This window comes from Halosaccharopolyspora lacisalsi, from assembly GCF_014137975.1.
Classification (GTDB): Bacteria; Actinomycetota; Actinomycetes; order Mycobacteriales; family Pseudonocardiaceae; genus Halosaccharopolyspora; species Halosaccharopolyspora lacisalsi.
Genome location: NZ_JACGWZ010000002.1, coordinates 634,175 through 659,196 on the forward strand (window position 1 = coordinate 634,175; position 25,022 = coordinate 659,196).

Below are 25,022 nucleotides of genomic sequence, written 5' to 3' on the forward strand. Positions count from 1 at the left end.
CACCGGCCCGGCACGTTCAGCCGTCGACCGCGACCTCGGCCTCCAGCGGCAGGTCCGCACTGGAGCTGCCTGCCAGCACGGTGAACGTGCCGGGCTCGGTCCGCCACCGCTTCGTCTCGACGCACCAGTGCTGGAAGGCGCGGGCGGCCAGCGTGACGTCGACGTCGACGTCCCGGCCGGGTTCGGCGGTCACGGCGGCGAACCCGGCCAGCCACAGGGTCGGCCGCTCGATCGCGGAGTCGTCGCGCCGCAGATACACCTGCACCACCTCGCGGCCCGTCCGGTCGCCGGTGTTGGTCAGGCGCACCCGGACGGTGGTGTCCGCACCGGCGGCGATCCGCTCGGTCCCGGCCAGGGAGTGGTAGCGCCAGTCGGTGTAGCCGAGACCGTGCCCGAACGGGTAGGTCGGTTCCCGCCCCGCACGGCTCCAGGCGCGATAGCCGATGTGCAGGCCCTCGGTGTAGTCCAGGCGCCCGTCGCGCGGCCGGGTATCGAGGACGGGCACGTCGTCCTGCCGCACGGCCCAGGTGGTGGGCAGCCGCCCACCGGGTTCCCGCCTGCCGAGCAGGACGTCGGCGAGGGCGTTGCCGAACTCCTGGCCGGGAAACCACCCGAGCAGGATCGCCGCGACCTCGGTGTGCCAGGGCAGCTCGACCGGGGCGCCGGAGTTGACCACCACCACCGTGCGCGGGTTCGCCGCGGCCACGGCCCGCACGAGTTCGTCCTGCCGCCCGGGCAGTGCCAGTGTGGTCCGGTCGTAGCCCTCGCTCTCGGTGCGCGCGGTGGTGCCGACCACGACGACCGCGACGTCCGAAGCCTCGGCGGCGGCCACGGCCGCCGCGATCTCCTCGTCCGCGCTCGCCGCGTCCTCGGCCGCGCCGAGGGTCATCGCCGCGCCGAAGCCGGTGTCCACCACCCGGTGCGTGAGGGTGAGCTCGACCTCCTGGCCCGCCGTGAGCCACACCTCTCCGGTGCGGTGGGGCGGGGCGAGGAACGCGGCGGCCAGGTCGTCGCTGTCCGGCAGGATCACCTCGTCGATCAGAGCGGTCTCCCCGGCCGTCAGGCGGAAGGGTCCCACTCCGGCCGCGCCGAGGTGGTGCGTGCCGTCACGAGTGGCGCGCAGGCGGGTGCGTACTTCGATGGTGTGCGTATCGCCGAGACCCTCGCCCAGCCACACCAGCTGCGAGGTGTCGCGGTCCTGGGTTTCCAGCACCGCGCCGTCGGAGTCCACCAAGCGCACGGACAGTCCGGCGGCACCGGTGTCCGGATTGGTCAGCTGCTCGACGGGCACGGGTGGTAGGCCTTCCGAGATGCCCACACCGACGTGGTGAGTCACCTCGGCACCGTCACCGAGCGCGGTACGCACCCCGTGCAGGGGCGAGACCGCGTACTCCGGGATCACGGTCGCGCTGCCACCGCCCTGGATGCGCGCCCGTCCCGCGTTGGGGCCGATCATCGCCACCCGGCGCAGCGAACTCGTCTCCAGCGGCAACAGCGCCCGCTCGTTGCGCATCAGCACCACGGCACCGGCGGCGGCCTCGCGCAGCAGCTCGGCGGAGGAGTCCACGCGGGGAGCGAGCGCGGCGGACGGGTCCACGTCGTCCAGCACACCGACGCGGCCGGCCAGTCGCAGGACGCGGCGGAGTTTCTCGTCGATCGCGGCTTCCGGGACGCGGCCGGCGCGGACCGCTTCGACCAGGGGTTGGCCCCACACCGTCGAGGGACCGGGCATGGCCAGATCGTTGCCGGCCGCACCGGAGTCCTCGGTGGAGCGCACGGCCGTCCAGTCGGAGACCACCACCCCGTCGAACCCCCATTCGCCCTTGAGCGGTTCGGTCAGCAGCGGGCTCTCGGTCATGGTGCGCCCGTCGACGCTGTTGTAGGCCGACATGACCAGCCACGCCCCGTCTCGCACGGTCTGCTCGAACGGGGCGAGGTAGAGCTCGCGCAGGGTGCGCTCGTCGATCCGAACGTCCACCGTGAACCGGTCGGTCTCGGAGTCGTTGGCCACGTAGTGCTTCGGCGTGGCGCCGATGCCGTAGGACTGCAGGGCACGCACGTAGGCGGTGGCGATCCGGCCGGTCAGCAGCGGGTCCTCGGAGAAGCACTCGAAGTGGCGCCCTCCGAGCGGACTTCGGTGCAGGTTGATCGTCGGACCGAGCACGACGTGCACGCCCTTGCGGCGGGCCTCCGCGGCGAGCAGTTCGGCGAGCCGGGCGACGAGGTCCTCGTCCCATGTGGCCGCGAAGGCCGTCGGCGAGGGCAGACTCGCCGAGGGGTCCCGCTCGTCCCAGACCTCGCCGCGCACCCCGGCCGGACCGTCGGAGACCACGATCCGGCCCAGCCCGATCGCGGGTTCGGCCTGGGTGCTCCAGAAACCCGCCCCGCTGAGCAGCCGTACCTTCTGCTCCAGGCTCAACCGGGTCGGCAGCGTGGCGATGTGCTGTTCGGTCGCGGCGTCGCGATCGGTCATGCTGTTCTCTTTTCCGTCCTGGTCGGTGGGGATGTCGAATTGCCGCGAGTGCACCGGCACTGGTTCAATTCGTACACCAGTGTGGTTCCGTCGCGACAGCGTGGACGGTGCGGCGTCCCGGGACGGGTCACCGCGGTTCCACCGACGAACGGCGGGGACGTGCGGAGTGCACCCGGCTACGAAACCGGAGGGCTACCTTCCGGGGCCCGGCTCACGGAGACCTCACCGGTCAGGTCCGCCTCGATCTCCTCCAGGCTCCGGTTCTTCGTCTCCGGCAGCCAGCGGTAGAGGTAGATCAGGCAGAGCAGGCCGAGGAAGGCGTAGAGCCAGAACACCGCGGAGGCCCCCATGGCCGTGATCAGCGTGAGGACCGAGACGGAGACCACGAGGTTCATGCCCCAGTGGGTGACGATGCCGAACGACGCCGCCTTGCCCCGCACGTTGTTCGGGAAGATCTCGCTGTTGACCAGCCAGATCGCGATCCCGAGGCTGCAGGCGAACGCGGACTCGTAGACCATCAGCGCGACGATCAACCAGACCACCGCGGCCCCCTGGATCGGGAACTGGAACACGATGCCGACGGCGATCAGCGACAGGATGATCACCACCGTTCCCCCCAGGATCCACGGGCGGCGGCCGAACCGGTCGATCCACAGCAGTGCCGGGATCGTGAACACCACGTTGACGATGCCCACGGCCACCGAAACCCCGATCGCCGCGGTCTTGCCGAAGCCCTGTTCCTCCAGAATCGTGGGCACGTAGTAGATGATGGCGTTGACCCCGACCACCTGGCTGGCTCCGGCCGCCACCACACCGACCGAGATCCACCGGCGGAAGCGGGTGCCGAGCAACTCCCGGTAGGTGATCCGCCCTTCGGCCCGGACGGCTTCGACGATGTCGGTGATCTCGGCGTCCACGTCCTCGGCGGGACGGGCGCGGGCGAGCACGGCGCGCGCCTCGCGTTCGCGTCGCCGGGACACCAACCAGCGGGGGCTCTCCGGGAGCGCGAACAGCCCGACGAACATGAGCACCGCCGGTGCGATGCCCACCGCGATCATCCACCGCCACGAGGCCGATCCGGACAGCCCGTAGCCGACCAGGTAGGCGAACAGGATTCCCACGGTCACCATGAACTGGTGCAGCGACACGAGCGTGCCGCGGTTTTTCGGCGGTGCTATCTCGGCGATGTAGGTGGGAACGACCAGCGAGGAGATACCGATCGCGATGCCGAGGAAGATGCGGGAGGTGATCAGGGAAACCGTCCCCGCCGCGACGGCGGAGCCCAGGGTGGCGACCGCGTACAGCACGGTGACACCGGTCAGCGTCTTCTTGCGACCGAGGCGGTCCGACAGCGAACCACCGACGATCACCCCCACCACGGCTCCCGCCAGCAGTGCGGCGGTCACGATCTGCTTCAGCGTTTCACCGAGGTCGAAAGCGTCCGTGATGTAGGGCAGTGCCGCTGCGACGACGCCGGTGTCGTAGCCGAACAGCAGACCACCGAACGCCGCCGTGACCGAGGCACCGACGACCAACGCCGTACCGCTGAGCCCACGGAGTTCCTTGTTGCCGCTGATGTTCGTGGCAGCATCACCTTCCGGCATGAGGCTCCACCTCCTCCACGACGAGCGCCTCCGCGAATTCCCCTTCGGCAGGAGTTCCCGACTGTTTCGTCATCGCGTTTCGTCACGCGGTATGGGCCGACGACAATGCGTTGTTCGAGTGCTGCGCAGCATACTTCCGGTGGCCGTTTCGCGCAGGAACGGCGGAGACCGACCGAAACGTTCGTGGTTTGTTCTCCGCGCAGTGCGGTACTCCCGGGGGCAGAAGTGAACCCTTCCCACGGGCGAGAGGAGCCGGGGATGAAAGCGGTGACGTGGCACGGTCAGCGGGACGTCCGCGTGGAGGAGGTGGCGGACCCACGGATCCAGGAACCCACCGACGCGATCGTGCGGATCACCAGCACCGGTCTGTGCGGGTCGGACCTGCACCTCTACGAGGTGCTCGGCCCGTTCATGGGGCAGGGCGACATCCTGGGCCACGAACCGATGGGAGTGGTCGAGGAGGTCGGCGGCGAGGTGTCGACGCTCAGTCCGGGGCAGCGGGTGGTGATCCCGTTCCAGACCTGCTGCGGGCACTGCTTCATGTGCGAGCGGGGGCTGCAGTCCCAGTGCGAGACCACCCAGGTGCGTCAGCAGGGCATGGGAGCCGCACTGTTCGGCTACACCAAGCTCTACGGGCAGCTGGCCGGCGGGCAGGCCGAGTACCTGCGGGTGCCGCAGGCCCACTACAGCCACATCAAGGTTCCCGACGGTCCGCCCGACGACCGTTTCGTGTACCTGTCCGACGTGGTGCCCACGGCCTGGCAGGCGGTGGAGTACGCGAGCATCCCGGATCAGGGCAGCCTGGTGGTGATCGGGTTGGGCCCGATCGGGGACATGGCCTGCCGCATCGCCCGGCACCGCGGCGTGGGCACGATCATCGGACTGGACGTGGTGCCCGAACGCGTCGACCGCGCCCGCGGGAACGGTGTGGAGGCCTTCACCGTCACCAACAACGAGGAGGTCACCACACGCGTCCGGGAGCTCACCAACGGCCGGGGTGCCGATTCCGTCATCGACGCGGTCGGGATGGAGGCCCACGGTTCCCCGGTGGGCAAACTGGCCCAGCAACTGGCCGCCATGGTCCCGGACAAGGTGGGGGCGGCCCTGATGAACAAGGCCGGCCTGGACCGGCTCGGGGCGCTGTACCTGGCGATCGAGCTCGTGCGCCGGGGAGGAACCCTGTCGCTGAGCGGGGTCTACGGTGGACAGGCCGATCCGCTGCCCATGCTGACCCTGTTCGACAAGCAACTCCGCGTTCAGATGGGCCAGGCCAACGTCAAGCGCTGGATCGACGACATCATGCCGCTGATCAGCGACGACGCCGACCCGCTCGGCGTGGAGAACTTCGCCACCCACCGGATGCCGCTGCAGCAGGCCCCGCAGGGCTACGAGATGTTCCAGAAGAAGAACGACGGCGCCGTCAAGGTCCTCTTCCAACCCTGACCCGTCCGCCGGCTCACGGCAGGAGCTCACCGCCGAGCAGCGGGAGCACCACGCCACCCGCGATCCCCAGGGCCAGGAAGACCACCGCGGCGGCGGAGGCGGTCACCGCCGACCACCGTCGCGGTGAGTCCGCGGTGCTCTCGTCCTGCTCCGTTGTCCGCGCCAGGAAGACCGGGGCGATCCAGCGCAGGTAGTAGAAGAGACTGGCCACGGTGTTGGCGACCGCGACCACGGCCAACCACACCGCTCCCCCGCCGACGGCGGCGGTGAACACGGCGAGCTTGCCGAGGAACACCGCAGTGGGTGGCGTTCCCACCAACCCCAACAGACAGATCACCAGGCTCACCGCCAACAACGGATGGCGGCGACCCATCCCCCGGTAGTCCGACACGCGCGTCGCGGAGGGGAACGAGGCGGCGACCGCGAACGCACCGAGGTTGGTCACGGCGCAGGCGGCCAGGTAGAACAGCAGAGCGGGCAGCGCGAGCTCACTGCGCGGCGCCACCGCCACGGCCATCAGCAGGTAACCGACCTGGCCGATCGTGGAGTAGGCCAGCAGGCGACGCACGGTGTCCTGGAAGAACGCGGCCAGGTTGCCGAGCGTCATCGACGCGGCGGCGGCCAGCGGGAGGAACACGATCAACGACAGCACGGGTTACCTCACGAACACGAGGAACAGGGCCAGCACGACGAGCGCGGCGGTGGCCTGGGCGTAGTACTGGTGCAGTTGGCCCGTCTGCGGGCGACGCGCGAGCGTGCCAAGCCCCCTGGCTCCCTGGGCCACGAGGCGCACCACTCCGTCGACCGGGGTCTCGGCACCGCGGTCGACCAGACGTGCCAACCACATCCCGGCGGCGGGCACGGCCATCACGACTCGGTCGAGCACCCGGTCGTCGAAAGCAGCCAGCCCGCGAGCCAGGGTCATCGTCGGCCGCACCACGAGCAGCTCGGCGAGCCGCTCGAACCGCATCCACTCCCCCAGCCACCGGCGAGCTGGATCCCGAGGAACACGAACATCTCGACGACCGCACCGACACCGACCGAGGAGATGACGAGCGTCCACGGATGCATGAACAGCATCTCCATCTCGAAGGCCAGATAGATCATCGTCAGCGCGTACCAGCGCACGTGGAAACGGGAGAAGGCGTGTTCGGCCGGTTCGTTCCCGGCCAGAAACGGGGCCACTCCGTCCACCCGGGGCGCGACCGCCACCCACCACGCCAGGCCGTAGCCACCACCGACCAGGACGACAGCCCAAGCAGCAGCAAAGCCACCAGGAACCCACTCATCGGAGCGGACTCCGCTCCGCTGCGAAACCCCGAGCCACCGCGCACGGCAGGATCACGCGCCACGCTCCTTTCGCGACGAGCCCACTCATCGTCTCCGCCTCCCCACAGCGGCGCTCTCCCATGCAGACACCGCACGTCCGTTTTTCGCTCCGAGGCCGCGGGCACCATGTCTCGGCGTGAAGTCCTGTTCGGACCTTTCGCGGGTGTTTTCTTTGCTTGATTTTCGGCGTGTCCGTTTCGTGGATATTTAATTTCAGTCAATACTGAAAGCGCAGTAATAAGTAACTTGGTGAGCCACACCAGGGAGATCGACTCCTGGATGTATGACGACGCCCACCTTCCAGGTCAGCCCCGCCACCCGGCCGAGGGGCCTCGACGGGATCTCGGCTCGTCGGGGCTACCGACTTCACAGCCCCACGATCGTCGAAGTCGCGATGATCGAGGACGTACTGCACCGGATTCCCCGAACCAACCTTGAAGTCGGGGTACCGCACCAGCCGGGTACCGGCTGGAGGGAGCTCTGGTGGGCCATTGACGGCCGCGGGGCCCCAAGCTCGTGCTGTCGCCCACGACATCCTCACCGGTGGTCCGGCGCTGTATGCCTCAACTCGCGACAGGACCGCGATCACAGTAGTGGGACGTCTGGCCCTCGTCGGCCGGTGGGCAGGTGTGTATCGCATGGCCGTTCGGCCCGACGTACGGCGTCGTGGCCACGCGACAGCGAGCCTTCGCGCGCTGCCTGTGCACGCTGCCAACCACGGAGCGCGACGTACGTGGCTCCAAGTTATCGCCGACAACAGGGCCGCTCGCGCGCTCTACGAGCTCGTTGGCTTCGCGCGGTCCTCGGGTTATCACTACCCCGCTCTCATCACCCGATAGCCGATCGTTCGGCTTTGCACTCGGCTGCCTCACAACCCGAGGATGGCGGCCACGTCGGTGCCGTCGGCTGTGATTCTGGCTCCGCCACGGTCCAGCAGGCATCGCGCGGCAGTGTTCTCAGCCGTGGTGGATGCGGTCAGCTGTAACACGCCGCCTTTGGCCGCAACGTCCCGGAGATGCGTCAGGACGACTTTGCCAATACCGCGCCCGCGGTGCGAGCGGCCGATCCATACTCCGGCCTCGACAGCGTCCGCGGTGGGTTCCAGCCGTGCCGCTCCGACAACTCGGGCATCGACGACGATGACATACGTCGCCCCCACCGGATGGTCGGTACCGATCGACCGGGTTCGGTGGAACTCGAGGAAGGCCCGCCTCCGCTCGGCGTTCCATCCGGCGGCCCGGCCACGGGAACCATGACTTCGAGCGGATCCGCGTCGGCCACCGCTGTCTCGAGGAGCTTCGCCACCCCCTCCTCGGTCAGGGGACGCAGCTGCACATCGACGTCGTCCACACCGAGAGCTTCCGTCGCTGTGACCCCCAGGTCAAAGCGCGGACCTATTGCAGGAACATTTCCATGTCGGTTCAGCAGCCACCGATTCCTGCCCGGCGTTCCTGCCGGCCCTAACCTGTTCCCTCAAGATGCGAGGTGACCACAGTGCTGTGCCAGCACGCCGATGACGGCTACGCCGCTCCGGCGCGGGGACGGGGACAGCAACCATCTCGGCCGCTTCGGGCGGTTGCTCGGTTTCGCGCGAAACCGCGTTTTCGCGGTTTCGCGCGAAACCTTCGCCCGGGACCTCAGCGCGAAGCCCTGAACCCTTACGCGTGCTCGAGTTCCGCGTTGTAGCGCCCGTCGCGGGCAGCCGCGTTCAGCTTCCCGCGGCGGGCCAGCGTCTCCTGGGCCCGTTCGACGTTCTCGCTCTTGCCGGACCACTCGTGCAGCGTCGGCGCGAGCAGCCCCCGCCCGAACGAGAAGGTCACCTGCCAGGGCAACGGCCCGAGCTGGTTGATCGCGTTCAGGTTCGTGGTCGCCATCTCGTCGCTCTGGCCACCGGACAGGAACGCGATCCCCGGCACCGCCGACGGCACGGTGCGCCGCAGCGTGCGCACGGTGGTCTCGGCCACCTCGTCGATGCTCGGCTGCGGCTGGTGGTCCTTGCCCGCCACCACCATGTTCGGCTTGAGCACCATCGACTCCAGCTCGACGCCCTGCGCGGCCAGCTCCTCGAACACCGCACGCAGAGTCCGCGTCGTGGCCTCCTCGGCGGCCTGCAACGAGTGGTCACCGTCCATGAGCACCTCGGGCTCGACCATCGGCACCAGACCCGCTTCCTGCGACAGCGCCGCATAACGGCCCAGCGCGTGCGCGTTGGCCCGCACGGCCCGGTCGCTCGGCCTGTCCTGCCCGATGTCGAGCACGGCCCGCCACTTCGTGAACTTCATGCCCAGGTCGACGTACTCGGCGAGGCGGTCCCGAAGGCCGTCCAGCCCCTCGGTGACCTTCTCCCCGTCGGTGGCGGCCAACGGCTTGGCCCCCTTGTCCACCTTGATACCGGGAGTCACCCCGTTGTCGGCCACGACCCGACGCAGCGGAGTCCCCTCGGACGAGTTCTGGCGGATGGTCTCGTCGAACAGGATCACACCGCTGATGGAGTTGTCGAGCTTCGGCGTGGACACGATCAGCTCGCGGTACTGCCGCCGCACCTCTTCGGTGGACTCCAGCCCCTCCGCGTGCAGGCGCTTGTCCATCGTGCCGGTGCTCTCGTCAGCCGCGAGGATGCCCTTGCCCGGGGCCACCATCTGCTGAGCGGTCAGTCGCATATCGTCACCGAACACCGGTACTCCTCTCCTACGATGAGTGCTTCGTTGTCGCCAGCCTGCCACGACCGGAGGCGGCTCCGAAGACCCACCTCCACCATGCATGGTGCGGCCCTACCTCGTCAGCCACCACTCCGGATTCCGGGCCCCGCCCGCGCCCGAGACCTCACCGGCCACGGTCCATCAGCGTGGTGATGCCCTCCGGGGACAGAACTTTCTCGATACCGACGGCCACGGCACCGGCCAGGCCCGCCGAACGGCCCAGCACGCTGTTGGACAACGACAGGTGCCGGGTGGCCAACGGCAGGGCTCTGCGGTACACGACGCTGCGGATTCCGGCGAGGACGTCGTCACTGGCCGTCGTGACGGCCCCGCCGAGCACGACCGTCCTCGGATTGTAGAAGTGCACCAGCATCGCCACGACCTCACCGAGCACCGTCGCCGCGGAGCGCACCAGCCGCACGGCCCTGGCCTCACCGTCGCGCAGCAGCCGCACGAGGTCCTCGACGGTCTCCGGGCCACCTCCTTCGACACGCAGGTGATCGAGCACCGCCCCGGCCGAAGCCACGGCCTCCACGCAACCGACGTTGCCGCAGCGGCACACGACCTCGCCGGCACCGGGAACCTGGATGTGCCCTATGTCGCCGGCGGCTCCGTCGCTACCGCGATGCACCTCCCCCGCGTTGGAGACGACACCTCCCCCCACACCGGTGCCGATCTTGAGGAACAGCAGCGGCGTCTGTTCGGAGGGCAACGCCCGGGCCTCACCCAGAGCCATGAGGTTGACATCGTTGTCGACCATCGGCGCGCAGGAGAAACGCTGCCCCATCGTCTGCCCCACGGGGAACCCGTCCCAGCCGGGCATGATCGGCGGCCGCACCGGCATCCCCATCCGCGAGTCCACCGGCCCGGGAAGCCCCATCACCAGAGCCTTGACCTCGTGCGGCCGTACCGACGACGCGGCCAGCAACTTCCGCAGTTCGTCACTCAACGCGTCCAACGCGCGCTCCGGGCCGAGGCCGATCTCGAGCGCGACCTGGTCCTGAGCCAGCACCTGCTGGCCCAGATCGGCCACGGCCAGCCGAGTGCTGTGCACCCCCACGTCGGCCACCACCACGACGCCGGCCCGCGGGGCCAGGGCCAGCCGGTGGGCGGGTCTGCCGCGACCACCGTCACCCTTGGCCCCGGACTCGACGACGACACCGGCCGCGAGGAGCGCGTCGAGGTGGGTGTTGACCGTCGATCGCGCCAGCCCCACCGCCCGCACCAGCTCCACCCGGCTGTCGGCCGTTCCCGAAGCGATCAAGCGTGCCAGCGAGCTGTACACCAGGTTGCCGTCGGCCCGCCCGGACATCCGCGGAACGGCCAACCGAACCGGTCTCCACCCCATCGCCGCCCTCCCATTTACCGCGCATTAATGACCGAAAAGAAATTAAATCCAAACCCTTGTGAATGTAAACACGGCGGATCTACTTTTTTCTCGCGTCACAATCCGGGCATCCGGCCGGAGCACCTGTGATCACTCCGACGCGAGGAGGCTTGTGTGGGGTCCGAATCTCCTTCTCCCGAGCGTGCACCGGCCCGCGGTGACCGCCTCCGGCCCCGGGAAGCCCCGTCGGCTCCGCCCCTGCTGGAAATGCGGGAGATCGTGAAGTCCTTCCCCGGGGTACGGGCCCTCGACGGTGTGGACCTGCGGGTGCGTCCGTCCGAAGTGCACTGCCTGCTGGGACAGAACGGAGCGGGGAAGTCGACGCTGATCAAGGTGCTCGCCGGGGCGCACCAGCCCGATTCCGGCGAGATCCGCTGGCGCGGCGAACCCGCGACGCTGGCTTCCCCGGTGGCCGCACTGCGCATGGGGGTGGCCACGATGTACCAGGAACTCGATCTGGTGGCCGGGCTGAGCGTGGCCGAGAACGTCTTCCTCGGCCACGAGCGCGCCACCGCCGGGTTCTCCCGCCGACGCCGGACGCGCGAGGAGGCCGCCGTCCTGCTGGAGCGACTGGGGCATCCCGAGATCGACCCGTCCACCGAGGTCGGCAAGCTGCCCGCCGCCGAGCGGCAGCTGGTGTCGATGGCGCGGGCTCTCGGGCACGACGCGGGACTGATCGTCATGGACGAACCCACCGCGGCGCTTGCCGCCGACGAGGTCGACAACCTCTTTCGCGTCATCACCGAACTCACCGCGGATTCGATCGCGGTCGTCTACATCTCCCACCGCATGGAGGAAATCCGCCGCATCGGGGATCGCATCACCGTCCTCAAGGACGGCCGGACCGTGGCCGGCGGACTGGAGCGCTCCGAGACCACCACCGGTGACCTGGTGACGCTGATGACCGGTCGCGAGACGTCGACGACGTTTCCCGAGCGCGGAACGACCACCCCCGGCGAGGTCGTCCTCGACGTAGAACGGTTGTCCCGGCGCGGCGAGTTCCACGACGTCGGCTTCTCGCTGCGTCGCGGGGAGGTCCTCGGGGTGGCCGGCATGGTCGGAGCGGGCCGCAGCGAGATTCTGGAGACGGTCTTCGGCGCGCGCCGTCCCGACGAGGGTCGGGTGCTGGTGGACGGGCGGCCCCTGCGGCCGGGAAACGTGGCAGCGGCGGTGGCGGCCGGGATCGGACTGGCCCCGGAGGAGCGCAAGAGTCAGGCCCTGCTCCAGGACATGCCGGTGGCCCACAACGTGACCCTGGCCAGCCTGCCCGACTACAGCAGCTTCGGGTTCACCCGCCGCGAGCGCGAGACCACCGACTCCCGCGCCCAGCTCACCGAGCTGGATCTGCGCCCGCCCGATCCGCACCGCCCCGTGAGCACCCTCTCCGGCGGTAACCAGCAGAAGGCCGTCGTGGGGAGGTGGCTGCTGCGCCGCAGCAGGGTGCTGCTGCTCGACGAGCCCACCCGCGGGGTCGACGTCGGGGCCCGGGGCGAGCTGTACCGGCTGATCCGCGAACTGGTGGCCGAGGGGGTGGCCGTCGTCGTGGTCTCCAGCGAGATCCCCGAAGTGCTCGGCCTCGCCGACCGGGTGCTGGTGCTGCGCGAGGGGCGGGTGGTCCACCAGGCCGCCACCGACGAGATCGCCGAGACCGACGTGCTGGACATGGTGATGGGAGAGGCGAGCTGATGACGGAGGACATCCAGGTGTCCGGCTCCACGAGCGAGCAGGACGCACGGCCGAACGGCAAGCGCCGGACGACCGGCGGTGCCGGGGACGCCCCCGAGAGACCTCGCGGGCCGCGACGGCTGCTTCCCACCGACATGCGGCTGACCGCGCTCTTGGTGGTGCTGCTCGGACTGTGCCTGATCGGCTACCTCACCCGGCCGGACGCGTTCCTGACCGAGGGCAACATCTCCACCCTGCTGCGGCTGGCCGCCGCGATCGGGGTGGTCAGCGTCGGCATGACCTTCGTGATCACCGCGGGAGGCATCGACCTGTCGGTCGGCTCCATCGTGGCCCTGTGCAGCGTGTGGATGACGACGTGGGCGACCCAGTCCTACGGAGTCGTCGTGATGGTGCTGTGCTCGGTGCTGGTCGGGATCGGCTGCGGGCTGGTCAACGGAGTCCTGGTCTCCTACGGCAAGGTGATGCCGTTCATCGCGACGCTGGCGATGATGGCCTCCGCGCGCGGTCTGGCCGAACGCATCAGCGGCCGTCAGACACAGGTCGTGACCGAACCGGCCTTCGGCACGATCTTTCGCGGCGACCTGCTCGGCGTGCCGGTACTGATCTGGATCTTCGCGGCGGTCTTCGCCGGGGGCTGGGTGCTGCTCAACCGCACCACGTTCGGTCGGCGCACGCTGGCCGTCGGCGGTAATCCCGAGGCCGCCCGGCTGGCGGGGATCAACGTCCGGCGCCACACCACGCTCGTCTACGGCCTGGCCGGGCTCTGCTGCTCGATCGCGGCGATCATGGTCGTGGCGCGCACGACCGCGGGCGCCTCCACCAACGGCCTGTACTACGAGCTCGACGCCATCGCCGCGGTCGTCATCGGCGGCACGCTGCTCTCCGGGGGGCGGGGCAGCATGATCGGCACGCTCATCGGAGTCCTGATCTTCACCACGCTGGGCAACGTGTTCACGCTCAACAACATGCAGACCGACATCCAGAACATCACCAAGGGCGCGCTCATCGTGCTCGCGGTACTGATCCAGGCGCACAGCACACGCCGACGACGAGCACCCCAGTCCTGACGCGTGGCCCCGTTCCCCCACGTGGCCCTGCTCCCTCTCGTGAACGGAGATCGACATGACCAGCTCCCCCGTGTCCGGCAGACGTGGCTTCCTGCTCGCCGGTGGCGCGCTCGGTGCGGGCACCCTGCTCGCCGGGTGCACTTCCAACGCCCCAGCCGGGGAGAAGCAGGACGCGGCCGTTTCCGGTGGTGGCGACAACGCCGCTCCCGGCAAGCAGGTCACCATCGGTTTCTCCGCCCCCGCCGCCGACCACGGTTGGCTGGCAGCGATGACCACCAACGCCCGCGCCCAAGCCGAGCAGTACTCCGATGTCACCTTCAACCTCACCGAGGGCAGCAACGACGTCAACCAGCAGATCGCCCACGTGGAAACGCTGGTCAACCAGCAGGTCGACGTACTGGTGGTGCTGCCCAAGGACGGCAAGGCCCTGACCAACGCGGCCCGGCGGGCGATGGACGCGGGGATTCCGGTCGTCAACGTCGACCGGGTCTTCGACTCGCCCGAGGCCTACCGGGCCTGGATCGGCGGCGACAACTACGGGATGGGCGCCAACGCCGCCGATTTCATCGCCGCCGAGCTCCGGCGGCGCGGCATCTCCGATCCGGTGATCGCCGAGATCGCCGGCACGGACTCGTTGCCGCTGACCCAGGAGCGCAGTAGCGGCTTCCGCGACGGGTTGTCCCAGCACGACCTGAGCGTGTCGCGCCGGGTGGCCGCCGATTTCACCGTGGAAAGCGGGCAACGCGAAGCCGCCAACCTGCTGCAGGCCTCCGATCGCATCGACGCGATCTGGAACCACGACGACGACCAGGGCATCGGGGTGCTCGCCGCGATCGAGGCCGCGGGCCGTGACGAGTTCTTCCTCGTCGGCGGCGCCGGGTCGAGCACCATGATGAAGCACATCCAGGCCGACAACAGGGTCGTCAAGGCGACTGTGCTCTACAGCCCGTCGATGGCCTCCTCCGCGGTCTCGCTGGCACGGCTGCTGGCCCAGGGCCGCGGCATGGCCGCTCTTGCCGAGCACGAGATCCCCCGCTCGATGACCACCTACTCGGCGGTGGTCACCAAGGCCAACGTCGAGGAGTACCTCGACCTCGGCTTCTCCTCCTGAGCTCCCGACCGCGGCGACGGAAAGGACGCGAAAACCGAACAGTTCCCTTCGACCACCTGCCACCGGCGGTGCGTGGGACGACCCCACACGTCTCGGTGAGCGTGAGCACAAGGAACGAATCATGCGCGAAGCAACCACGAACGAACCCGAATTATCGCACCGCAGTCGGTGGCGCACCCGGCTGCGGTCGACCGCGGTCGTCCTGCTGGCCACTCTCACCGGGCTGGCCGGCGGGATCACCGCGCAGGCGCACCCCGGACACGAGCACTCCGACGAACCCCAGGTGCTGGTGTTCTCCCGCACCGAGGGCTACCGGCACCAGTCCATCCCCAGCGGAATCCGCACCATCGAACGCCTCGGTGACCGCAACGGCTTCACCGTCGAGACCACCGAGGACGCCGGCGCGTTCACCGACGCCAATCTCGACCGCTTCGACGCGGTGGTGTGGTTGTCGACCACCGGTGACGTGCTCGACGACGAGCAGCAGGCCGCCTTCGAGCGCTACGTCCGCTCCGGCGGCGGCTACGCCGGAGTGCACGCCGCATCCGACACCGAGTACCAGTGGCCCTGGTACGGCGACCTGGTCGGTGCCTATTTCCGGTCGCACCCATCGATCCAGCAGGCCACGGTCGACGTCGAGGACCGCGGGAACGTCTCCACCCGGCACCTTCCGAAGCGGTGGCAGCGCACCGACGAGTGGTACAACTACCGCGACAACCCGCGGGAGGACGTCCACGTACTGGCCTCCCTCGACGAGAGCACCTACAGGCCCGGGGCGGGCGCGATGGGGGACCACCCCATCGCCTGGTGTCACGACTTCGACGGTGGCCGCTCCTGGTACACCGGCGGAGGGCACACCGAGGAGTCCTACACGGACCCGAAGTTCGTCCGCCATCTGCTCGGCGGGATCCGCACCGCCATCGGTTCCCCCGAGGCGAACTGCGGCGCTCCGGGAAAGCCCGAGAACCCCGGCAACCCCGGTAAGCAGCAGCCTCCCCCGGACTCCGCCTTCGAACAGCTCACCCTGGCCAAGGGCGAGCGCGAGGTCGGCGAACCCATGGCGATGGCCGTGCTGCCGGACCGTCGGGTCCTGCACACCTCCCGCAGCGGGGAGGTGTACCTGACCACGCCACGGGGCAGCACCACCCAGGCCGCCCGGGTTCCGGTGTACAACCACGACGAGGACGGGCTCCAGGGCATCGCCGTCGACCCGAACTTCGCCGAGAACCGCTGGGTGTACCTCTACTACGCCCCGGAACTGGACACTCCACCCGGTGACGCGCCGAAGCAGGGCGATCCCGCGGACTTCGCCCCGTTCGAGGGCCACAACCAGCTCTCCCGGTTCAAACTGGTCGACGGGAAGCTGGACATGGCCAGCGAACAGCAGATCCTGCGGGTCAACACCGACCGGGGCCTGTGCTGCCACGCAGGCGGGGAGATCGACTTCGCGCAGGGCGACCTGTACCTGTCCACCGGCGACGACACCAACCCGTTCGCCTCCAACGGCTACACCCCCATCGACGAGCGCGCCGACCGCAACCCCGCGTTCGACGCGCAACGCTCGGCGGGCAACACCAACGACCTGCGCGGCAAGCTCCTGCGGATCACGGTCCAGCCGGACGGCAGCTACACCGTTCCCGAGGGCAACCTGTTCCCCGAATCCGAGGACCCGGACGACAAGACCCGCCCGGAGATCTACGCGATGGGTTTTCGCAACCCGTTCCGGTTCTCCGTGGACGAGGAGACCGGCTGGATCCACCTCGGTGACTACGGACCCGACGCGGGCTCGTCCGATCCCGACCGGGGCCCCGGTGGCACCGTCGAGTTCAACCTGATCAAAAAACCCGGCAACTACGGCTGGCCGTACTGCGTCGGCGACAACAAGCCGTTCGTCGACTACGACTTCGCCACCGGCGAGTCGGGGGAGCCGTTCGACTGCGCGGCACCGAAGAACACCAGTCCCCACAACACCGGTCTGGTCGACCTGCCCCCGGTGCAGCCGGCCTGGCTTCCCTACGACGACGGGTCGGTGCCCGCGCTGGGCTCGGGTCCGGAGTCGCCGATGGGTGGGCCGACCTACCACTACGATCCGTCGCTGAAGTCGCCGACGAAGTTCCCGAAGTACTTCGACGACAAGGTCTTCAACTACGAGTGGGACCGAGGTTGGATCAAGGAGTTCACGCTCGGGAAGAACGGCGGGCTCACCGGGATCAAGCCGTTCTTCGCGTCCATGGACCTGATCCGGCCGATGAACCTGGAGTTCGGTCCGCAGGGGTCGCTGTACGTGCTGGACTACGGCAGCAGCTACTTCGGTGGCGCCGCGGACTCCGCGCTGTACCGCATCGACCACAGCCCCGATTCGAAGACACCGGACGTCTCCGTCACCGCGGACAAGACGTCCGGGCGGGCACCGCTGACGGTGACCTTCGACCCGGCCGGCACCGAGGATCCTGAGGGCGAGAAGCTCAGCTACGCGTGGGACTTCACCGACGACGGCACCGTCGACTCCACCGAGGCGGGGCCGGTGAGCTTCACCTACGAGCAGCGCGGTGCGTACACGGCGACGCTCGCGGTGACCGACGCCGACGGCAAGACCGGTTACGCCGGTGTGCGGATCGTCGTCGGCAACACCCCACCCCAGGTCCAGCTCGAACTGCCACCCACGGGCGGAACCTTCGCCTTCGGTGATCAGGTGCCGTTCGAGGTCACCGTCACCGACGCCGAGGACACCGAGATCGACTGCTCCCGGGTGAAGGTCTCCTACGCCCTCGGCCACGACACCCACGCCCACCCGCTCAGCGAGGCGACCGGGTGCAAGGGAGTCATCGAGACCCCCGCCGACGAGGGGCACGGCCTCGACGCCGACCTCTTCGGCGTCATCAAGGCCACCTACACCGACTCCGGTTCCGGGGATCTGCCGCCGGTCCGGGGTTCCGAGCGGATCGTGCTGCAGCCCAAGAACAAGCAGGCCGAGTTCTTCGACGAGGCCCAGGGCGTCGAGCTCGTCGAGGAGCCCGGGGCCGCCGGTGGCACCAAGGTCGGTGCGATCGACCCGGGTGACTGGATCTCCGTGGACCCGGTGGACCTCACCGGTGTCGAGGGCATCGGCTACCGGGTCTCGGCGTCCGGTTCCGGTGGCACCGTCGAGGTCCGCTCCGGCGCCCCCGACGGTCCGCTCGTCAGCACCGCCGAGGTGCCCGGCAGCGGGACGAGCTACGTCGACATCGCACCGGCGGCGGTGACCGACCGGAGCCACTCCGGGCCGCTGTACTTCGTGTTCCGGGGGGCGGGGAGCGATCTGCTGGCCCTGGACGAGATCCACTTCTCCGGGCCCGGCGTGTCCGGTTCGGTTTCGGCCGAACAGCTGCGGTCCAAGCGGGTCGCACAGGGCACGCTGCCGCGCGGCGACCGATGATGCGGGCCGGGGGGTCGCGGTCTCGCGACCCCCCGGTTCCCCCGACCCCACGCAAACCGTTTGCGAAAAACTCTTCCCCGAGGAGAACCGATGAACGAGCCGCTTTCCCGCCGATCACTGCTGACCTCCGCGGGCACCGTGGCGGGACTGGGCGCCGTGGCCGCGCTCGGCATCGCACCGGCCGCCGCCGCCCACCACGGCGGCATCCCCCGCCACAAGATCAGCATCCAGCTCTACACGCTGCGCTCCCTGCTGGACGACGATCTCGAAGGCACCCTCGCCGCGCTGGCCTCCATCGGCTACCGCACCGTCGAGCTCGCCGGGCTCCACGGGCGCACCGCGCGGGAGTTCCGCGACCTGCTGGACCACTACGGCCTCCGAGCCACGTCCAACCACGCCGGCATCGACGGGGACGTTCCCGCCCTCCTGGAGGACGCCCGTGTGCTGGGCAACCACTACATCGACGTCCCCTACGCCGATTTCGACACCGCCGAGCAGTGGCACCGCTTCGCCGAGCGGCTCAACGAGGTCGGTGAGGCCGCGCGGAGGCGCGGGCTGCGACTGGGTTACCACAACCACGACCACGAATTCGCCACCGTCGACGGCCAGCAACCCTTCACGATCCTCGCCGAACGCACCGACCCGCGTCTCGTGCACTTCGAACTCGACGTGTACTGGGCCGTCGCGGCCGGACAGGACCCCGTCGAGATGGTTCGGCGGCACCGTGGGCGCATTCGCCAGCTGCACGTCAAGGACCGCTCCCCCGCGGGCTCCATGGTCGACCCGGGCGCGGGCACCATCGACTTCCCCGCTCTCATCGACGTCGCCCGCACTCACGGCGCCCGCGAGTACATCGTCGAGCACGACCACCCGGGCCGGCCGCTGAACACGGCCGAAGTGGGCTACGCCTACCTCGACCACCTCGACTTCTGACCAGTCGGCACCCGAGACGGTGCCACCGAGAAAGGACGAACGCGTGGCAACAGCAAGCAGCGCGGCGTCGACACCGACGCTGGGCGTGGGAATGATCGGGTACTCGTTCATGGGTGCCGTGCACTCCCACGCGTGGCGCAGCGCCGGACGGTTCTTCTCCCTGCCGCTGGACATCCGCATGTCCGTGCTCTGCGGCCGGACCCCGGAGGCGGTGGCCTCGGCGGCCACGACCATGGGGTGGTCCTCGTCGCAGACCGACTGGAGGGAGGTGCTCACCCGCGACGACGTGGACCTGGTGGACGTGTGCACCCCGGGATCCAACCACGCCGAGATCGCGATCGCGGCCCTGAACGCGGGCAAGCACGTGCTGTGCGAGAAGCCCCTGGCCAACACCGTCGACGAGGCTCGGGAAATGGCGCGGGCCGCGCGCCGCGCGGAGAGATCCGGCGTGCGGGCGATGGTCGGCTTCAACTACCGGCGACTGCCCGCCACGGCCCTGGCGCGCCGGCTCGTGGACCAGGGGCGGATCGGCGCGGTGCGTCACGTGCGGGCCCAGTACCTGCAGGACTTCATCACCGATCCGACCTTCCCGCTGGTGTGGCGGCTGCGCAAGGAGCAGGCCGGTTCCGGTGCCCTGGGCGACATCGGCGCGCACATCGTGGACCTCACGCAGTTCGTCACCGGCGAGCACATCACCGGTGTCTCCGGGATGACCGAGACCTTCGTCGAGCGACGGCCGCTGCCCGAGGACGCCACCGAGTACGGCGACGTGACCGTCGACGACGCCGCGACGTTCCTGGCCCGGTTCTCCGGTGGAGCACTGGCGACGTTCGAGGCGACGCGGTTGGCCACCGGCCGCAAGAACGCGCTGCGCATCGAGATCAACGGGGAGCTCGGCAGCCTGGCCTTCGACCTGGAGCGGCTCAACGAGCTGGAGTTCCACGACGCCACCGAGCCGGATGCGACGGCGGGATTCCGGCGAATCCTGGTCACCGAGGCCGACCATCCCTACATGGAGGCGTGGTGGCCACCGGGCCACGGCCTCGGCTACGAGCACACCTTCACCCACGAGGTCACCGATCTGGTTCGCGACCTGGCCGAGGGCGTACCACCACGTCCGTCCTTCTCGGACGGACTGCGCGTCCAACGGGTCCTGGAGGCCGTGGAGCACAGCGCCCACGACTCCGGCCGGTGGACTCCCCTTCCGGACGACGACGCGGAGGAACCATGACCGACCATCCGTCCCGCGCGGGCGCATCCCCGTTCAGGCAACTGTCCCGCCGCTCCGTGCTGGCCGGTGCCACGGCGAGCGCCGTCGTCCCGGTCACCGCGATGAACGGCGTTCCCGCCGCGGCCGCTCCCGCGAAACGCGGCGACACCCGGCGAATCACGATGTACGCCGAGGAACTGCCCAACGGCTTGATCGGCTACGGGACGTCCCCCGGCGAGGCCACCGTTCCGGGGCCGGTCCTGGAGATGTGGGAGGGGGACACCCTCGAGATCGAGCTGGTCAACAACACCGACCGGAAACTGTCGATCCACCCGCACGGAGTGGACTACGACGTCGACTCCGACGGGACCCCGCTCAACGCCTCCGTCAACGAGCCCGGCCAACGGCGTACGTACGTCTGGCACAGCCACGGGCCGTACAAGGCCAAGGGCAACAGGTGGATGCCGGGCAGCGCGGGTTACTGGCACTACCACGATCACGCCATGGGGACGCCACACGGCACCGAGGGGATCAACAAGGGGCTCTACGGTGCGTTGATCGTCCGCCGCAAGGGCGACGTCCTGCCCGACCGGCGGTTCACGGTCGTGTTCAACGGCATGACGATCAACAACCGGACGGCCCCGGACGCGCCGCTGTTCCGGGCCCGGCTCGGTGAACGGGTGGAGTTCGTCGCGATCGGGCAAGGCGACCTCTTCCACACGTTCCACATGCACGCTCATCGCTGGACCGACAACCGCACCGGCATGCTCGAGGGCCCGCACGACACGAGTCCGTCGATCGACAACAAGGACCTCAACCCCGGTTCCTCGTTCGGTTTCCAGGTGATCGCCGGCGACGGCGTCGGACCGGGTGCCTGGATGTACCACTGCCACGTGCAGTTCCACTCCGACCAGGGGATGGCCGGAATCTTCCTCGTGCTCAACGAGGACGGCAGTGTGCCGGAAGGAGCGCAGGCGGCGCTGGACCGCTACCGCGATCAGGGCTGATCTCCGGATGTTTCGACTCCCTCCGACCACGACACGCGAGAACGAAGGAGCGACCATGGATCGAAGACTGGTCCTCGGTGCGGGGCGCGCACAGCCCGCGAGGTGGCGACACGTCGTCCGACTGGCACTGAGCGCCGCACTGGCACTGGGATTCGCGACGATGCCCACCGCCGCCGCTGCCGACCCCTCCGGCGAACCGGCGCGGCAGGGGAAACCGGAAAGCCCCGATCGCGTCCCGAAGGCGGCGGTGAACGTCCTGGTCTTCCACGGCCCGGCAGCCGAGCAGCGCGACCCGGTCGCCCGGGCCACCTCGGCGGTCGAGGAGCTGGGCGGGAAGCACGGTTTCACCGTCGACGAATCCACGGATCCGAACGTGTTCACCTCCGAGAACCTGGACCGGTATCGCGGCGTGGTGTTCCTCTCCGCCAACGGGGTGACGCTGAACTCCGCGCAGCGGACCGCTTTCCAGGAGTACATCAACGACGGCGGCGGATTCCTCGGCGTCCACGACGCCGCACGGGCGCAGGCCGCCTCCGACTGGTTCACCGGCCTGATCGGCACCCGGCCCGCATCCGGTCAGAGCCAGGAGCAGGAGGCCGTCGTCAGCCTCGTCGACCGGCAGCACCCAGCCAACGCGGAGCTGCCGCTGACCTGGACCAGATCCGACCGGTGGCTGAACTGGGAGCCCAATCCGCTCGGCGAGGTCCACACGGTCGCTCAGGTCAAGGAGAAGACCTACGACCCGGGCCAGGGCTCCAACGGGGCGTTCCACCCGATCTCGTGGTGCCGCGATTACGAGGGCGGACGCTCGTTCTACACCGGAATGGGCGGTACCGAGCACAGCTACACCGAGGCGAAGTTCCGCAGCCACCTGCTCGGCGCCATCCAGTGGACGACCGGGATGGTCCGCGGTGACTGCCAGGCCACCATCGCGTCGAACTACGAGGTCGAACAGCTGAGCGGCAAGAACCAGCCCGGCCAGCTCGACCAGCACGGCGAGATGCACGGCCTGACCATCGCCGAGGACGGCACGGTCTTCTACATCGGCAAGGCGGCCTGCTCGTCCGGCCCCGTGCCCGATTGGAGCAATCCCGAGGTCGGACTCGGCTGCGGCACCATCCACCAGTGGGATCCGGATACCAAGAGCGTCAAGCTGCTGACGACCCTGGAGGTGTTCGGCAACCGGGGCAGCGGCAACGAGCTGGTCAAGAGCGAGGAAGGCCTCGTCGGCATCACCCTCGACCCCGACTTCGCCGACAACGGCTGGATCTACACCTACTGGATGCCGCACGACTCCATCGACCGCGACAAGCGGATCGGCAAGCGCACGGTCTCGCGACTGACCTACGACTTCGCCACGGAGGCGATCGACAAGAGCACCCGCGTGGACCTCCTGCAGTGGAACGCCCAGATCCACAGCTGCTGCCACGCCGGCGGAGGCATGGACTTCGACGAGGAGGGCAACCTCTACGTCGCCGTCGGTGACAACAACTCCTCCCGCGGCTCCGAAGGGTACTCCGGCAACAACTGGACCAAGGACTACAAGGGGCTGTCCTTCCAGGACGCTCGCCGGACGTCGGGCAACACGAACAACCTCAACGGCAAGATCCTGCGCATTCACCCGGAGGACGACGGCTCCTACACGATCCCCGAGGGGAACCTGTTCCCCGAGTCCGAGGACCCGGGCGACAAGACCCGCCCCGAGATCTACGTGATGGGCGTCCGCAACCCCACGCGGCTGCACGTCGACGCCGAGACCGGCCGGCTGCACACGGGGTGGGTCGGTCCGGACGCCTACACCCCGAGCCCGGTGTGGGGCCCGGCGAAGTACGAGACCGCGACGATCATCAGCTCCGCGGGCAACCAGGGCTGGCCCTACTGCATGGGCAACCAACAGCCCTACCGCAACCGCAGCAACGACGACGCCGGCGTCCCGACCAACTGGTACGACTGCGACGACCCGAAGAACACCTCACCGCGCAACACCGGCCTCGTCGACATCCCGCCCGTCCGGGACAACATGATCTGGTACTCCCCGCAGGGCGGCGGCCCGACCTTCCCCGAGCGCGGTGACGACAGCGGAGTTCCGACGTACGAGCAGCAGGACGCCACCTACACCCAGCCCTACGTCAAGGGCGGCGCCCAAGCCGTCATGCCGGGGCCGACCTACCACCGGTCGGGGGTCGAGGCCGACAGCGGTGTCGCGTGGCCGAAGTACTGGAACGACAAGTGGCTCATCGGCGACCAGTCCAACTCCGGCAACCGCGTCGCGGTCACCACCGACCCCGCCAAGGTCGAGCAGCAGGCGCCCCCGGCCTTCGCCGAGAGCCTGAGCCGGATCATCCCCGCCGGCGGCGACGACAAGCAGCTCCAGAGCTGGATGGGAGCCAAGTTCGGTCCGGACGGTGCCCTCTACATGATCGACTACGGCAGCGGCTTCTTCACCCTGGACGACAACCAGAAGCTGCTCCGCATCACCTACCAGGGCGGACCGGCCACACCGGCACCGACCGCGTCGGTGCAGCCGACCGCACAGAACACCCCGATGAAGATGGCCTTCAACGGGGAGGACTCCGGGGGCGTGTCCTACACCTGGGACTTCGGTGACGGCAGCGCGCCCTCGCACGAGGCCGATCCGACCCACACCTACACCGAGGGAGGCACCTACACCGCGACGCTGACGGTGACCTACGCCGACGGCGAAAAGACGACCACGCGGACCGAGGTCACCGTCGGGTGCACGGCCCCCGACTCCCGGCCGACGGTCCGGCTGCGGGACACCGACACGGGTGTGGCCAACCACCGGGTCGGGGGCGGCTGCACGATCAACGACCTGATCGACGACGAGCGCGACTGGTCCGGCCACGGCGCGTTCGTCAGCCATCTCAACGACCTGACCAAGCAGTTGCGGAAGGACGGCGTCCTCAGCGGTCGCGAGCGCGGGATGCTCTCCCGCGCGGCCGGAAAGTCCGACATCGGCAAGAAGAACACCACCGGGTACGAGACCCTCTTCGACGGGACCGCGCGGTCGTTGGAGAACTGGACCCAGGCTCCCGCGGGCGACTTCGAACTGCAGCCGAACGGGTCGATCCGCAGCTCCGGTGGGATGGGAATGCTGTGGTACTCGGCCGAGCGGTTCGAGGACTTCTCGCTCAAGCTCCAGTACCGGGACGCCGCGCCGGAAGGCCACCGCGCGAACAGCGGTGTCTTCGTGCGGTTCCCGGATCCGCGGGTTCCTCCGGAGCAGCGACCCAGCTGTGGGACCGAGGGAGCGGCACGCGACTCGACCGCGTGGGTGGCGATCTACTGCGGTCACGAGATCCAGATCTACGACGGGGCCTCCGGAGACCCCCAGAAGACGGGATCGGTCTACAACTTCGACTCTCTGACCCTGGACCAGGCCGGTGCGACCCCGAAGGGGTCGTGGAACACCTACGAGATCCGCGCGGTCGGACAGCACTACACGATCATCCGCAACGGCGAGGTGATCAACGAGTTTCACAACGCCCCCGGCCAGGAGTCCGCGCGCGAGGGTGACCCGCCCACTGACCTGCGCCAGTTCAGCAGCGGGTTCGTGGGACTCCAGAACCACGGCGACAGCGACGTGATCGAGTTCCGCAACATCCGAGTACGACGACTCTAGACCGGCCGCGGTGCG

General features: G+C 69.1%; 18 protein-coding genes. 10 read left to right on the top strand and 8 right to left on the bottom strand.

Annotation, left to right across the window (positions count from 1 at the left end):
* Positions 1-16: 16 nt before the first annotated feature.
* Positions 17-2,473, bottom strand: coding sequence for a beta-glucosidase family protein (locus FHX42_RS10800; RefSeq protein WP_182544077.1), 2,457 nt, complete (start codon positions 2,471-2,473; stop codon positions 17-19).
* A gap of 176 nt (positions 2,474-2,649) precedes the next feature.
* Positions 2,650-4,077 (bottom strand): sugar porter family MFS transporter, encoded by a 1,428-nt coding sequence (locus FHX42_RS10805; RefSeq protein WP_182544078.1) that lies wholly within the window; start codon positions 4,075-4,077, stop codon positions 2,650-2,652.
* A gap of 258 nt (positions 4,078-4,335) precedes the next feature.
* Between FHX42_RS10805 and FHX42_RS10810 the strand changes: the two genes are divergently transcribed.
* Positions 4,336-5,520, top strand: a complete 1,185-nt coding sequence (locus tag FHX42_RS10810; protein ID WP_182544079.1) for an alcohol dehydrogenase catalytic domain-containing protein — start codon at positions 4,336-4,338, stop codon at positions 5,518-5,520.
* Positions 5,521-5,533: 13 nt separating this feature from the next.
* Here the strand turns inward: FHX42_RS10810 and FHX42_RS10815 are convergent, their stop codons facing one another.
* Genes FHX42_RS10815 through FHX42_RS10825 form a run of 3 tightly spaced genes read right to left on the bottom strand, consistent with a single transcriptional unit; the run spans position 5,534 to position 6,732 of the window.
* Positions 5,534-6,172, bottom strand: coding sequence for a proton-conducting transporter transmembrane domain-containing protein (locus tag FHX42_RS10815; RefSeq protein ID WP_328796035.1), 639 nt, complete (start codon positions 6,170-6,172; stop codon positions 5,534-5,536).
* A 3-nt stretch (positions 6,173-6,175) separates the two neighbouring features.
* Positions 6,176-6,490 (bottom strand): hypothetical protein, encoded by a 315-nt coding sequence (locus tag FHX42_RS10820; protein ID WP_182544080.1) that lies wholly within the window; start codon positions 6,488-6,490, stop codon positions 6,176-6,178.
* Positions 6,442-6,732: an NADH-quinone oxidoreductase subunit A gene (locus FHX42_RS10825; RefSeq protein ID WP_328796036.1), complete on the bottom strand. Its 291-nt coding sequence runs from the start codon at positions 6,730-6,732 to the stop codon at positions 6,442-6,444. The genes FHX42_RS10820 and FHX42_RS10825 overlap by 49 nt, the downstream gene beginning before the upstream one ends.
* A gap of 710 nt (positions 6,733-7,442) precedes the next feature.
* Here FHX42_RS10825 and FHX42_RS27790 point away from each other — a divergent pair.
* Positions 7,443-7,688 carry a GNAT family N-acetyltransferase gene (locus tag FHX42_RS27790; RefSeq protein ID WP_407926227.1) on the top strand — a complete coding sequence of 82 codons (246 nt, stop codon included), beginning with the start codon at positions 7,443-7,445 and terminating at the stop codon, positions 7,686-7,688.
* A 29-nt stretch (positions 7,689-7,717) separates the two neighbouring features.
* Here FHX42_RS27790 and FHX42_RS10835 read toward each other — a convergent pair whose 3' ends face one another.
* The 3 genes from FHX42_RS10835 to FHX42_RS10845 all read right to left on the bottom strand — a co-directional run bounded on the left by FHX42_RS10835 (position 7,718) and on the right by FHX42_RS10845 (position 10,896).
* The gene (locus FHX42_RS10835) at positions 7,718-8,008 is read right to left on the bottom strand and encodes a GNAT family N-acetyltransferase (protein ID WP_328796037.1); all 291 of its coding nucleotides are present in this window, start codon (positions 8,006-8,008) and stop codon (positions 7,718-7,720) included.
* A gap of 499 nt (positions 8,009-8,507) precedes the next feature.
* Positions 8,508-9,524, bottom strand: coding sequence for a class I fructose-bisphosphate aldolase (locus FHX42_RS10840; protein ID WP_182544082.1), 1,017 nt, complete (start codon positions 9,522-9,524; stop codon positions 8,508-8,510).
* A gap of 148 nt (positions 9,525-9,672) precedes the next feature.
* Complete coding sequence (locus tag FHX42_RS10845) at positions 9,673-10,896, bottom strand: ROK family transcriptional regulator (protein ID WP_182544083.1); 1,224 nt, start codon at positions 10,894-10,896, stop codon at positions 9,673-9,675.
* A 246-nt stretch (positions 10,897-11,142) separates the two neighbouring features.
* On the opposite strand from FHX42_RS10845, the gene FHX42_RS10850 reads away from it, so the two are divergent.
* The 8 genes from FHX42_RS10850 to FHX42_RS10885 all read left to right on the top strand — a co-directional run bounded on the left by FHX42_RS10850 (position 11,143) and on the right by FHX42_RS10885 (position 25,007).
* Positions 11,143-12,621 (top strand): sugar ABC transporter ATP-binding protein, encoded by a 1,479-nt coding sequence (locus FHX42_RS10850; protein WP_182544264.1) that lies wholly within the window; start codon positions 11,143-11,145, stop codon positions 12,619-12,621.
* A gap of 134 nt (positions 12,622-12,755) precedes the next feature.
* Positions 12,756-13,688 (top strand): ABC transporter permease, encoded by a 933-nt coding sequence (locus tag FHX42_RS10855; protein ID WP_182544265.1) that lies wholly within the window; start codon positions 12,756-12,758, stop codon positions 13,686-13,688.
* A 55-nt stretch (positions 13,689-13,743) separates the two neighbouring features.
* Entirely contained in the window at positions 13,744-14,799 is a 1,056-nt protein-coding gene (locus FHX42_RS10860; RefSeq protein ID WP_182544084.1) for a substrate-binding domain-containing protein, read from the top strand.
* 121 nt (positions 14,800-14,920) lie between these two features.
* Positions 14,921-18,214 (top strand): ThuA domain-containing protein, encoded by a 3,294-nt coding sequence (locus tag FHX42_RS10865; RefSeq protein WP_182544085.1) that lies wholly within the window; start codon positions 14,921-14,923, stop codon positions 18,212-18,214.
* Positions 18,215-18,304: 90 nt separating this feature from the next.
* Entirely contained in the window at positions 18,305-19,147 is an 843-nt protein-coding gene (locus FHX42_RS10870) for a sugar phosphate isomerase/epimerase family protein (RefSeq protein WP_182544086.1), read from the top strand.
* Between the two features lie 91 nt (positions 19,148-19,238).
* The gene (locus FHX42_RS10875; protein ID WP_182544266.1) at positions 19,239-20,378 is read left to right on the top strand and encodes a Gfo/Idh/MocA family protein; all 1,140 of its coding nucleotides are present in this window, start codon (positions 19,239-19,241) and stop codon (positions 20,376-20,378) included.
* Positions 20,375-21,364, top strand: coding sequence for a multicopper oxidase domain-containing protein (locus tag FHX42_RS10880; RefSeq protein ID WP_182544087.1), 990 nt, complete (start codon positions 20,375-20,377; stop codon positions 21,362-21,364). The genes FHX42_RS10875 and FHX42_RS10880 overlap by 4 nt, the downstream gene beginning before the upstream one ends.
* 55 nt (positions 21,365-21,419) lie before the next feature.
* On the top strand, positions 21,420-25,007 hold the full coding sequence (locus FHX42_RS10885) for a ThuA domain-containing protein (RefSeq protein ID WP_182544088.1): 3,588 nt from the start codon (positions 21,420-21,422) through the stop codon (positions 25,005-25,007).
* Positions 25,008-25,022: the final 15 nt, after the last annotated feature.